This is a genomic window from Cupriavidus sp. TMH.W2 (genome assembly GCF_050847365.1).
Lineage (GTDB): Bacteria > Pseudomonadota > Gammaproteobacteria > Burkholderiales > Burkholderiaceae > Cupriavidus.
The window spans coordinates 484,550-497,109 of record NZ_CP193792.1 but is presented as its reverse complement, the minus strand read 5'-3'; the positions used below and the strand labels follow the sequence as shown (position 1 = coordinate 497,109).

The window sequence follows — 12,560 nt, the reverse complement described above, 5'->3', positions numbered from 1 at the left end:
GTCAGGTTGGCGGTGGAGGAATCGGGGCGCGGGCGCAGCCGGCTCAGCGGTGCGGCGACGGCAGCTTGCCGGACTGGCCGGACGCCGGCGGCAAACCGCCGCGCTCCAGCCGCTCCAGCCGTTTTTCCAGGCGGGCCAGGCTGTCGCGCAGCCGGCCCACGTCGGCGCCGAAGTCGTCCAGCGCGGCGTGGCGCACCAGGGTCGGGTGTTCGTCCAGCAGGTAGTCGGTGACGTTGTCCACCAGGGCGCGGCCCACGCGCGTGGCCTGCTCGTGGACCTGGCGCGCGCCGTCGACCACGCGCTGCGCCACGCTGTCGCTGACCGGTCCGCCCAGGATGCCGCGCAGCGCGCGCGACAGGTCCTCGGCGGCATCCCAGCGCAGGTTGCGCGCCAGCGTCGAGACGGTGTTGGCCAGCTCGGCATCGCCCTCGATGCGCACATGGCGCATGGCGGCGGCCTGGCCGCCTTCGGCCACGTCGGCGGCCACCAGCGGCCACTGCTGCACCGGCACGCGCAGGGTCACCGCGGGCGCCTCGGCAGCGGGCGCCAGTTCCGTGCAGCCGTGTTCGGTCACCTTCAGCGACAGCATGAAGGCGGCAGCATCGAAACGGATCACGCGCCCGGCAAACGGCGCAAGCTGATTGCGGGCCCACGGCTCCTGCTCAAGCAGGTGGTTCAGCGCCGAGACTGCGGGCGTGGCCAGGGCGGAAGGCAGAGTATTCATGACAGCGCGGTTGGCGGCGGACGGCGACGCCGCGGGTGGCGGCGTTCCAAACAAGAAGGCCCACGCTTTCACGTGGGCCTCCATTCTAAGCTACTCCCCCCGGCGTATCACCGCCGCGGGGCGCGGCATCAGGACTCTTGCTGGATGCCGGCCAGCAGCCAGCCGCCGGCGCCGCTGGCGGGCTTGGCCAGGTTCCAGACCTCGCTGAACGGCTGGGCCGCCTCGCCGGCGCGCTCGCGGATCATGCCCGAGAAGCGCACGCTGGCCAGATGCTGGGCCGGCGCCGACTCGATCCCGAGCAGCCTGGCTTCCAGCGTGACCACGTCGGTCTTGTTGACCTCGGCGCCGCGCTCGGACAGGTCCATCTTGATCTCGGCGAACATTTCCGGCGTGGTGAATTCGCGGATGTCGTCCAGGTTGCCGGCATCCCACGCAGCCTGCAGGCGCACGAAATGGACCTTGGCGTTGCGCAGGAAGGCTTCGGTGTCGAAGTCGGCCGGCACGCCCCACGGCTGCTGGGCTGCCGCATCGGCGGCCACCGGCGCGGCCGCAGCGGCCGATGTGGCCGGCATCACCGGGTTCGAAGCCGGAGTTGCCGACGGCGTCGGCTGGCTCAGGCTCGGCTCGGCATTGCGGCCCATGTTGCCGATCGGACCCGTGTTGCCGGCGCCGGCATAGGCCGGCTGCTGGCTACGCTGGCTGCCGCCGCGGAACTTGCGGATCAGCCAGATCGCGGCGAACGCCACCAGCGCGATCAGGATCAGGTTGGACAGGAAGCCCAGTGCCGCGCCGCCCAGGCCGAAGTGCGACAGCAGCCAGCCGATACCCAGGCCGGCGGCGATGCCGCCCAGCATCCCGCCCCAGTTGCGCTTGGGCGCCGCCGCGGCGGCCGCGCCGGCGGCGCCAGCCGTGGCCGGGGCTGCCTGGGCAGGCTGCTGCGCCGGTTGCTGCGTTGGCGAAGCGGGCTGCGGCGCCTGCTGGCGCTGCTGCGTGACCGTCGACGACTGCTTGCCGATGCTGCGCGAACCGCCCATGCGCTTGGCGTTGGCGTCGAACACCATCCCGAAGGCAAGCGCGGTAATCAGCGACCCAACCAGGAATTTTCCACGTAATGACGACATATTCTGCTATCCCCTGTCAGTTTCACCCCATATGGGGGCGAGGCATGGCGATTTCAATGCTTCTAATACTTGCGCCCGACGTGGAGCGCCACCACTCCGGCCGTCAGATTGAAGTATTCGACCTTCTCCAGGCCCGCATGTTCCATCAAGCGTACAAGTGAAGCCTGGTCCGGGTGCATTCTGATCGATTCCGCAAGATAGCGATAGCTCGGGGCATCCCCAGCCACCCGCTCGCCCAGCCAGGGCAGCACCTTGAAAGAATAGACGTCGTAGGCCTTCTCCAGGGGTTTCCAGACCTTGGAGAACTCCAGCACCATGACCTTGCCGCCAGGCTTGACCACCCGGCGCATCTCGGCCAGCGCAGCGTCCTTGTGCGTCATGTTGCGCAGGCCGAAGGCCACCGTCACCAGGTCGAAATAGTTGTCGGGGAACGGGATGCGCTCGGCGTCGCACAGGCACACCGGAGTGACGATGCCCTTGTTCAGCAGCCGGTCGCGGCCCACGCGCAGCATCGACTCGTTGATGTCGGTCAGCCAGACCTCGCCGGTCGGGCCGGCCTGTTTCGCGAACGCCTTGGCCAGGTCGCCGGTGCCGCCGGCGATGTCCAGCACCTTGTGGCCGGGGCGCACGCCGGCCTGGGCGATGGTGAACATCTTCCAGAGCCGGTGCATGCCGCCCGACATCAGGTCGTTCATCACGTCATACTTGCTCGCCACCGAATGGAATACGCCGGCAACCTTGTCGGCCTTTTCCGCTTCGTCGACCTTTTCAAACCCGAAGTGGGTTTCACTCATCTTTCAGACTCCAGGGTAATCAGTGCAGCGCGGCTCAGTGATGGCCGCAGCCGTGGCCGCCGGCAGCACCGGCGACGGGCATCGGGGTGTCGCGGTCGGCACCGGCGGCTTCCAGGCGCTGCAGGTAGTCGTGCCAGAGCGCATCCTGGTTGTCGCCGAGGCGGTACAGCAGGTCCCAGGAATAGATGCCGGTGTCGTGGCCGTCGGTAAAACGGATCAGGATCGCATAGTTGCCGACCGGCTCCACCGCGTTGACGCCCACCTCGCGCTTGCCGGTCTGCAGGACTTCCTGCCCCGGGCCGTGGCCCTGGACTTCAGCGGACGGCGAATACACGCGCAGCAGCTCGAACGGCAGCCGGAAGCTGCGGCCGTTGTCGAAGCCGATCTCCAGCACGCGGGATTGCGTGTGGACGGTCAGCGCGGTGGGATGGGGGGTGTCTTTTTCCAGGCCTGCCATGATGATCGCGGCCCCGGTTAGGGGCGCTCCTGATGGGGTGATTGCAGCGTGACGGAGCCGATGCGGCACCGCATCACGCTTCGCATACGACCCGATAGCTTACCCCAGGCAAGCCGGCTTGCGCAGCCTGGGCCGCTTCCCCGTCCTGCGGCACGTAGCGCAGGCGCTTGCCGTGGAAGGCCGCCACGGTGCTGCGGTGGGCAATGCTGATGATCGCCGCCCGCGGCAGCGATTCCACCATCAGCCGGTACATGACGCCTTCGGTTTCCTCGTCCAGCGCGCTGGTGGCCTCGTCCAGGAACAGGTAGTCCGGCTTCTGCAGCAGTGCGCGCGCAAAGGCCAGGCGCTGCTGTTCGCCCGGCGACAGGCGCAGCGACCAGTTGTCGAACACGTCGAGCTGGTCCGCCAGCGCGGCCAGCCGCGCCTGGCGCAGCGCCGCCTGCAGGACTTCCGTGCTGTGCGCGGTGCCGGCATCCGGGTAGGCCAGCGCATCGGCCAGCGTGCCGATCGGCAGGTAGCTGCGCTGCGGCAGGAACAGCATGCGCGCGCCTTCGGGCATGGTCACGGTGCCGCTGCCATACGGCCAGATCCCGGCCAGGGCGCGGAACAGCACGCTCTTGCCGCAGCCCGACGGGCCGCTCACCAGCCAGCGCTCGCCCGGCGCCACCGAGAGCGAGAACGGCGACACCAGCGGCCGCTGGCCCACCGCCGCGCTGCGCGCGGCGCGCACCGGCAGCGCCAGCGCCAGGCCGTCGACGGTGATGCCGCCCTGCGGCTGGCCGGTGTGTGCCACTTCGATATCACGCGTGCCGTGCAGCGACTCGTCCTGGCGCTCGGCCACGCGGATCGCTTCCTGGAAGTCGATCAGGCGGTTGGCCGCCGCCTTCCAGCCCACCAGCGTGGCGTAGCTGTCGACAAACCACGACAGCGCGCCCTGCACCTGGCCAAAGGCGGAACTGGTCTGCATCAGGCCGCCCAGTGTCATCTTGCCGGCAAAGTAGCGCGGCGCCGCCACCAGGATCGGGAAGATGATGGCGAACTGCGCATAGCCGGAACTGACAAAGGTCAGCCGCCGCGTATAGCGCATCAGCTGGTTCCAGTTGGCGCGGATGCGGTCGAAGCGCGCGCGCAGGCCGGCCTGCTCGGTCGGCTCGCCGCGGTAAAGCGCCACCGGCTCGCTGTTCTCGCGCAGGCGCACCAGCGTGAAACGGAAATCTGCCTCGTACTGTTCCTGCTGGAAGTTCAGGCCGATCAGCGGGCGGCCGACCACGTGCGCCACCAGCGAGCCGATCACCGCGTAGCCCGCCGCGAACCACACCATGTAGCCGGGAATGGTCCATTCGGTGCCGCCCAGCGCAAAGCTGATCGGGCCGGACACGGTCCACAGGATGCCGACGAAGGACAGCAGGGTCACCACGGAATTGACCAGGCCCAGCGACAGCGACAGCGCGCCATCGGTGAACTGGCGCAGGTCATCGGCGATCCGCTGGTCGGGGTTGTCGGTGGCGTGGGTCTGCTCGATGCGGTAGTAGGCCTGGTGCCCGAGCCAGTGGCCCATGAAGCGGCCGGTCATCCAGGTACGCCAGCGCATCTGCAGCATCATGGTGTAGTACTGGCGCGAGATCGCCGCGACGATAAAGAATGCGGCAATCCAGGAGAACCGCACCAGCAGCACCTTGAACGAGGCGTAGTCGCGCTGCTCCAGCGCGTTGTAGAACACGCGGTTCCACTCGTTGAGCAGCACGTTGATATAGACGATGCCCAGGTTGAGCACCACCACCAGGGCCAGCAGGCCCAGCCCGGCGACGCGGTCGTCGGATTTCCAGTAAGGCTTGATCAGCGCCCAGGTGGCGCTCATGCGCAGCCGGCTCTGGATCTTGAGGGCCCGCGCCGGGACGGCCGGGCCCGGGACGGTGACGGAAGTCGGAGTGGAGGACATAGCGGCAGCGCTTGGCCCGTCAGCGGATGCCGGCCGGGCTTGTTGTTCTGGATACCGTGGCGGCGGCCACAGCGGCAACAGCATTCAGACGGTCAGGGGCAGGCGCGGGTTCCGCGCGCCTCTCATGCGTCGCCCGCTTCGAGCAGCGAAAGCGCCGCACGCAGCGCCGGCAGCCGGCTGGCCAGCTCCTGCACGCGCGCGGCGTCCGCCGCGCGCTGCGGCGCCGCCCAGATGGCCTCGGGGAAATGCGTGTCCCAGCGGTAGCGCGGAATGATATGCCAGTGCAGGTGCGGCACCATGTTGCCGAACGCGGCGAGGTTGACCTTGTCCGGCGCCATTACCTCGCGGACCACGCGCTCAGCGCGCGCCACCAGCCGCATCAGCCAGGCCTGGTCGGCCTCGTCCAGGTCGCTGAACTCGGCCACGTGGTCGTTCCAGACAATGCGGCAGAACCCCGGGAAACGGTCATGCTCGACCAGGATCAGCCGGGCGCGGTCGCCCATCCAGACCAGTTCGCCGCCGTCGGACCGGCAAAGGGGGCAGTCGGGAACTCCGCTCATGAAGTGATTTTATCCATTGATATTTGCCGTACGCAATCAGCGTGCTGAAAATACAGTCAGGGTTTTCGGGTTTCGCTTATTGTTTCCCGTCTCTGCCGCTGGAATAGTGATTGCATCCACGCAACAATCAGACGAGTAGTCATGACCGGCTGCATTAACCGCAAACAGGCAAGTCGATGGATCGCCGCCCTCAGACTTTGCGCACTCCTGCTCTGGAGCATGAGCCTTGCTTCCCCGGCGGCGGCCGACTGCGGAGTCGCAAGCGGCAATCCCGGCACTGCAACCATCCCGCTACCGGCAACAATCAGTGTACCGCGCAACACGCCGGTGGGAACCGTGCTCTACGACAGCAACTGGACCGTGGCCGGCCCAGTCTCGGTTTCATGCCAGGGCACCTTCCAGCTCACATACGGATTTTCGAGTCCGATGCAGTTGGCGCCGGGCTACAGCAATGTGTACCAATCCACTGTCACCGGCATTGGCATCAAGGCAGGTTGGACCAACGGGATGTCTGGTTCACCCAACTTCGACATCACGCTGATGACATCGCCGGCAACCTCGCAAGCCGTTACCAACCAGGCATGGACCCCATATGGCCCGATGAGCCGCTACCGCGTGCAAATGATCGTCACGGGTCCGGTGATGCCGGGCACCGTTACCCTGCCTGCCCTGCTGGCGCAAGCCAGCTATGGCTCGCTGACCGTCGCCCAGCTGATGATAAGCGGCAATACGCAGATCATCGTCCCGGCCTGCACCGTGCAGAACGCTTCCGTGACAGTCAACATGCCGAAGGTCAGCGCCTCTGCCTTCCAGGCCACGGGCTCGACGGCCGGTCAGACCGGATTCAAGCTATTGCTCAGCTGCTCCGGTCCGACTGCCGTCGCCATGACGCTCACCGATGCCACGCAGCCCGGCAACACAGGCAGCAACCTGTCGCTGGCAAGCGGGTCGAGTGCCGGTGGGGTGGCCTACCAAATCCTCTACAACGGCACGCCGATGAGTTTCGGGCCCGCGTCGGCGGTGGCCGGCAACCTCCACCAGTTCAACGTCGGCACGGTGACCGGCGTCAGCAACATGCAAGTCCCGCTGATTGCGCGCTACATCCGTACAGGCACGGTGACGCCGGGCACGGCCAATGCCGCCGCGACGTTTACCATGAGCTATCAATAGCAGCGCAGAATCGCCGCACGACAGCCCCCGCAGCGGCTAATGCCGTTCAGTTAGCGACTGTCGTTCCCGCGCAGGCGGGCACCCATTGGCTTCATCCCCGAAGGGGACGTGAAAGGCGCTGGATTCCCGCCTGCGCGGGAATGACGGTAGGGCTTGAAACCTTAACTGAACGGCATTACCCCGCAGCGGCACGCTTTCTCTCCCGCCGGAGCTCGCCTCCGGGGACATGCTCGGGAGCCAGTTTTCCCGTAGCCGAGGACTGGCTCCCCTTGCGCCTCAGACCAGCACCCGCTCGATACCGCCCGCGTTGGCCTTCGCCACGTAGTCGGGCATCCAGTTCTCGCCCAGCAGGTGCTTGGCCATCTCGATCACGATGTAATCGGCCTGGACCGAGGCATCCTCGTTGTAGCGCGACAGGCCCTGCAGGCACGACGGGCAGCTGGTCAGGATCTTGACGTCGCCGGTGAAGCCATCGGCGCGCAGCTTGTCGGCGCCCTTGGTCATCTCCTCTTCCTTGCGGAAGCGAACCTGCGTCGAGATGTCCGGGCGTGTCACCGCCAGCGTGCCCGATTCTCCGCAGCAGCGCTCGTTCTTCTCGATCTTGCCCAGGCCGGTGTTGCCGCCCATCAGGTCGTTGACCAGCTTGGTCGGGTCCATGGTCTTGATGGGCGTATGGCAGGGGTCGTGGTACATGTAGCGCGTACCGGTCACCCCCTCGAGCTTGACACCCTTCTCCAGCAGATATTCGTGGATGTCGATGATGCGGCAGCCCGGGAAGATCTTGTCGAATTCATACCCGGCGAGCTGGTCGTAGCAGGTGCCGCAGCTGACCACCACGGTCTTGATGTCGAGGTAGTTCAGCGTGTTGGCCACGCGGTGGAACAACACGCGGTTGTCGGTGACGATCTTCTCGGCCTTGTCGTACTGGCCATTGCCGCGCTGCGGATAGCCGCAGCACAGGTAGCCCGGCGGCAGCACGGTCTGCACGCCGACGTGCCACAGCATCGCCTGCGTAGCCAGCCCGACCTGCGAGAACAGCCGCTCCGAGCCGCAGCCCGGGAAGTAGAACACCGCTTCCGATTCCGGCGTGGTCGCCTTCGGGTCGCGGATGATCGGCACGATCTCGTTGTCTTCGATGTCGAGCAGCGCGCGCGCGGTCTTCTTGGGCAGGTTGCCCGGCATCTTCTTGTTGATGAAGTGGATCACCTGCTCGCGCACCGGCGGCTTGCCCACGGTGGCGGGCGGATGCGCAGTCTGCTTCTTCGCGAACTTCTTCAGCACCTCGTTGCCCAGGCGCTGCGCCTTGTAGCCCCAGTCGATCATGACCTTGCGGGTCAGGTTGATGGTCTCGGGGCTGGTGGCGTTCAGGAAGAACATCGACGCCGCGGTGCCGGGGTTGAACTTCTTCTGCCCCATCTTGCGCAGCAGGTTGCGCATGTTCATCGACACGTCGCCGAAGTCGATCTTGACCGGGCACGGCGTCACGCACTTGTGGCACACCGTGCAATGGTCGGCCACGTCGGAGAACTCGTCCCAGTGCTTGATCGACACGCCGCGGCGGGTCTGCTCTTCATACAGGAAGGCCTCGACCAGCAGCGAGGTCGCCAGGATCTTGTTGCGCGGGCTGTACAGCAGGTTGGCGCGCGGCACGTGGGTGGCGCACACCGGCTTGCACTTGCCGCAGCGCAGGCAGTCCTTGACGCTCTCGGCAATCGCGCCGATGTCGCTCTGCTGCATGATGATCGACTCATGCCCCATCAGGCCGAACGACGGCGTGTAGGCATTGCGCAGGTCGGCGCCGGGCAGGAGCTTGCCCTTGTTGAAGCGGCCCTGCGGGTCGACCTTCTGCTTGTAGGCGCGGAAATCGCCGATCTCTTCCTCGGTGAGGAACTCCAGCTTGGTGATGCCGATGCCGTGCTCGCCCGAGATCACGCCGTCGAGCGAACGCGCCAGGTCCATGATGCGGGCCACCGCGCGGTGCGCGTCCTGCAGCATGTCGTAGTCGTCGGAGTTGACCGGGATGTTGGTGTGCACGTTGCCGTCGCCGGCGTGCATGTGCAGCGCCACGAAGACGCGGCCGCGCAGCACCTGCTTGTGGATCTTCTGGGCCTCGTCCAGGATCGGCTTGAACTCGCCGCCGTTGAAGATCTTGCGCAGCTCGGCGCGGATTTCATTCTTCCACGACACGCGGATGGTGCGGTCCTGCAGCAGGTGGAACACAGTGGCGTCCGGCTGCTGGTGCAGGCGCGCGTCGAACTCCTGCCCGAGCAGCCCCAGGCCATGCCCGATCAGCGAGGCCTTGGCCAGCGTCAGCGGCACGTCCATGTGGTCCTGCAGGTAGCGCCAGCGCGCGCGGATCTCGCGCAACAGCGTCAGCGCGTGCTGCACGCGGTCTTCCAGCAGCTCGGCGCTGGGGATCTCGTTGGCGTCGTCGCTGCGGCCCAGCGGCAGGTTGCCGCGCGCAAAGAACGCTTCCAGCGTGTCGACCAGCTTGAGCTTGCTCTTGATCGACAGCTCGATATTGATGCGCTCGATGCCGTCGGTGTACTCGCCCATGCGATTGAGCGGGATCACCACATCTTCATTGATCTTGAAGGCGTTGGTGTGTTTGGCGATGGCGGCGGTGCGCGAACGGTCCAGCCAGAACTTCTTGCGGGCCTCGGGGCTGACGGCGATAAAGCCTTCGCCGCTCTTGCCGTTGGCCATGCGGATCACTTCCGAGGTGGCGCGCGCCACGGCGTCTTCATCGTCGCCGACGATATCGCCGATCAGCACCATCTTCGGGAAGGCGTTGCGCTTGCTCTTGGTGGCGTAGCCGACCGCGCGCAGGTAGCGCTCATCCAGGTGCTCCAGGCCGGCCAGGATGGCGCCGCCGGGCTTCTTGGTCTCGGCGTCAAGGAAGTCCTTGATCTCGACGATGCTGGGGATCGCGTCGCGCGCCTGGCCGAAGAACTCCAGGCACACGGTGCGGATGTGCTTCGGCATGCGGTGCAGGATCCAGCGCGCGCTGGTGATGATGCCATCGCAGCCTTCCTTCTGCACGCCGGGCAGGCCCGCCAGGAACTTGTCGGTGACGTCCTTGCCCAGGCCTTCCTTGCGGAACCTGCGGCCTTCGATGGCCAGGGTCTCGGTGCGCAGCACCTTCTCGCCCGGGGCGCGGTTGCCGTCGGACCACTTCAGCTCGAAGGTGGCCACCGGCACGTCGTGGATCTTGCCCAGGTTGTGGTCCAGCCGGGTGATTTCCAGCCAGTTGCCTTCCGGGTCCACCATGCGCCACCAGGCCAGGTTGTCCAGCGCGGTGCCCCACAGCACGGCCTTCTTGCCGCCGGCGTTCATGGCCACGTTGCCGCCGATGCACGAGGCATCGATCGAGGTCGGGTCGACCGCGAACACCAGGCCGGCCTTGTCGGCCGCATCGGCCACGCGGCGCGTCACCACGCCGGCGCCGGAGAAGATGGTCGCGACCTTGCGCGACACGCCGGGCAGGTCGGTTTCCTCGACCGGGCCGAGCTCCTCCAGCTTCTCGGTGTTGATCACCGCGCTCATCGGCGTCAGCGGAACGGCGCCGCCGGTGTAGCCGGTGCCGCCCCCGCGCGGGATGATGGTCAGGCCCAGCTCGAAGCAGCCCTTGACCAGGCCGGCGATCTCTTCCTCGGTATCCGGCGTCAGCACCACGAACGGGTACTCCACGCGCCAGTCGGTGGCGTCGGTCACGTGCGAGACGCGCGACAGGCCGTCGAACTTGATGTTGTCCTTCTGCGTGACCCGGCCCAGCACGCGCTGGGCGCGCTTGCGCAGGTCATAGGCGGCGGCGAACTCGTTCTTGAAGTCCTCGATCGCCTGCTTGGCGAACACCACCAGCTGCTCCACCCGGTGCGAGCGGTCCTCGGCGGCGGGCTCAGCGTGCTCGGCACGGTCGGCGGCGCGGCGCTTCTCGATCTCGCTCAGGCGGTGGTGCAGCGCGGTCACCAGCATCTGGCGGCGCTTGGGATTTTCCAGCAGGTCGTCCTGCAGGTAGGGATTGCGGCGGACCACCCAGATATCGCCCAGCACCTCATACAGCATGCGGGCCGAGCGGCCGGTGCGGCGCTCGCTGCGCAGCTCGTCCAGGATGCGCCAGGCTTCCTCGCCGAGCAGGCGGATGACAATCTCGCGGTCCGAGAAGGACGTGTAGTTATAGGGAATTTCACGCAGGCGCGGCGGGGCGTCCTGCGCGGCGAGCTTGGCGTCGAGCACGAGTGGGGCGTTCATTGGGGGACCGCTTCCTGCTGCGCACGGGGACTGTGCGCGAATCGTTCATTAAAGGGCGATTGTACTGCAAGGCCAGGTTTCGCCGCACCGCAACATCGAGGAATCCTTGTTGGAACAAGGGATTAGGCGACATTTCGGGCTGGCAACGGCGTCCCGTGGCGGTGCCGGCAGCGCACCGGATCAGAACCAGGCCTTGAACGTTTGCGCAATGTTGTGCCAAAAGCTGTCCGGGATCCACAGCAGGCTGCCGGTCATGAACAGGTAGCGCAGGAACTTGCCGACCGCCATCCAGGCCAGGCTGGGCCAGAACGGAAGGCGCAGCCAGCCGGCCAAAGTGCACAAAGGATCACCAATCCCAGGCAGCCACGAGACCAGTAGCGTGGGCGGCCCGAGCCGGCGCATCCAGCGGAAGTAGCGGGCATCCAGCTTGGGCTTGGGCGGCTTGCGCGCATGCTCGCGCTGCGCCTCGTGCTCGGCTTCGTGCTGGCGCGCCCGGCGCCGCTGGTGGTAGCGCACCAGCGCCAGCTTGGCGGCATAGCCCATCCACCAGTCGATCGCGCCGCCGATGGTGTTGCCGGCGGTGGCCACCACGATCGCCGGCCAGAACATCTCCGGATTGAGCTTGATGTAGCCGAACACCGCCGGCTCCGAGCCCAGCGGCAGCAGCGTTGCCGAGACCAGGCTGACGATAAAGATGGCAGGCAGCCCCACCTTCGGCAAGGCAAGGGTCTCGAACAGCCAGGCGAAGAAAGCTTCCATGTCAGCGGGTTCGCATGCGCACGTATGGCGCGCAGTCATTCTAGCAGCGCGGCCCGCCCCCCTTTCGGGTTGCGGGCAATCCACATGGCAGGGCCGCAGGTTTTGTGATTAACTGTTAGAGCCTGTCGCGGCCGATCGTTCGCCGGCCGCGGGGAATATCGCACCATCAGCACCCATATCACGAAATAGCCGTATCCAGCGGCAGTACCGCGCAGTGGCCAGTCCCGCGCAGTGACCTTTCGGGAAATTGGCCATGCGCGTCCACCCACATGGAGACAAGCATGGCGATTCCTATCCGCCTGACGGTCAATGGCAAGCCCGTTGACGCCCAGGTAGAACCCAACACCCTCCTGGTCCAGTTCCTGCGCGAACAGCTGCGCCTGACCGGCACCCACGTCGGCTGCGACACCGCGCAGTGCGGCGCCTGCACGGTCCACCTGGATGGCCGGGCGGTCAAGTCGTGCAATATCCTCGCGGTCCAGGCCGACGGCGCCGCCGTGACCACCATCGAAGGCCTGGCCGGCGACAGGATTGGCAACGGCCTGCATCCGATGCAGGAAGCCTTCCGCGAATGCCACGGCCTGCAATGCGGTTTCTGCACGCCCGGCATGGTGATGAGCGCCACCGCGCTGGTGCGGGAACACCCGGGCGCCGACGCCGCCACCATCCGCGCGCACCTGGAAGGCAACCTGTGCCGCTGCACGGGGTACCACAATATCGTGCGCGCGGTGCAGCAGGGCCAGGCGGCCATGCAGGGCACCGCCGCCAGCGCGGAATAAGGGGGA

Annotated in this window: 10 protein-coding genes; 2 read left to right on the top strand and 8 right to left on the bottom strand. The window is 66.7% G+C overall.

Annotated features, from left to right (window positions below):
* Positions 1-43: 43 nt before the first annotated feature.
* The 6 genes from ACREYQ_RS02335 to ACREYQ_RS02310 all read right to left on the bottom strand — a co-directional run bounded on the left by ACREYQ_RS02335 (position 44) and on the right by ACREYQ_RS02310 (position 5,595).
* Positions 44-724: a ubiquinone biosynthesis accessory factor UbiJ gene (locus ACREYQ_RS02335; protein ID WP_432259197.1), complete on the bottom strand. Its 681-nt coding sequence runs from the start codon at positions 722-724 to the stop codon at positions 44-46.
* A gap of 128 nt (positions 725-852) precedes the next feature.
* Positions 853-1,845: a Tim44 domain-containing protein gene (locus ACREYQ_RS02330; RefSeq protein WP_432259196.1), complete on the bottom strand. Its 993-nt coding sequence runs from the start codon at positions 1,843-1,845 to the stop codon at positions 853-855.
* A 62-nt stretch (positions 1,846-1,907) separates the two neighbouring features.
* Entirely contained in the window at positions 1,908-2,639 is a 732-nt protein-coding gene (ubiE, locus tag ACREYQ_RS02325; RefSeq protein WP_432259195.1) for a bifunctional demethylmenaquinone methyltransferase/2-methoxy-6-polyprenyl-1,4-benzoquinol methylase UbiE, read from the bottom strand.
* Between the two features lie 34 nt (positions 2,640-2,673).
* Positions 2,674-3,096: a gamma-butyrobetaine hydroxylase-like domain-containing protein gene (locus tag ACREYQ_RS02320; RefSeq protein ID WP_432259194.1), complete on the bottom strand. Its 423-nt coding sequence runs from the start codon at positions 3,094-3,096 to the stop codon at positions 2,674-2,676.
* 73 nt (positions 3,097-3,169) lie between these two features.
* Entirely contained in the window at positions 3,170-5,035 is a 1,866-nt protein-coding gene (locus tag ACREYQ_RS02315; protein ID WP_432259193.1) for an ABC transporter ATP-binding protein/permease, read from the bottom strand.
* Between the two features lie 122 nt (positions 5,036-5,157).
* The gene (locus tag ACREYQ_RS02310) at positions 5,158-5,595 is read right to left on the bottom strand and encodes an HIT family protein (RefSeq protein WP_432259192.1); all 438 of its coding nucleotides are present in this window, start codon (positions 5,593-5,595) and stop codon (positions 5,158-5,160) included.
* 141 nt (positions 5,596-5,736) lie between these two features.
* Between ACREYQ_RS02310 and ACREYQ_RS02305 the strand changes: the two genes are divergently transcribed.
* Entirely contained in the window at positions 5,737-6,765 is a 1,029-nt protein-coding gene (locus tag ACREYQ_RS02305; protein ID WP_432259191.1) for a fimbrial protein, read from the top strand.
* 276 nt (positions 6,766-7,041) lie between these two features.
* Here the strand turns inward: ACREYQ_RS02305 and ACREYQ_RS02300 are convergent, their stop codons facing one another.
* Both ACREYQ_RS02300 and ACREYQ_RS02295 read right to left on the bottom strand, forming a co-directional pair.
* On the bottom strand, positions 7,042-11,016 hold the full coding sequence (locus ACREYQ_RS02300; protein WP_432259190.1) for a DUF3683 domain-containing protein: 3,975 nt from the start codon (positions 11,014-11,016) through the stop codon (positions 7,042-7,044).
* A gap of 180 nt (positions 11,017-11,196) precedes the next feature.
* On the bottom strand, positions 11,197-11,775 hold the full coding sequence (locus tag ACREYQ_RS02295) for a YqaA family protein (protein WP_432259189.1): 579 nt from the start codon (positions 11,773-11,775) through the stop codon (positions 11,197-11,199).
* Positions 11,776-12,056: 281 nt separating this feature from the next.
* Between ACREYQ_RS02295 and ACREYQ_RS02290 the strand changes: the two genes are divergently transcribed.
* Entirely contained in the window at positions 12,057-12,554 is a 498-nt protein-coding gene (locus ACREYQ_RS02290; protein ID WP_432259188.1) for a (2Fe-2S)-binding protein, read from the top strand.
* Positions 12,555-12,560: the final 6 nt, after the last annotated feature.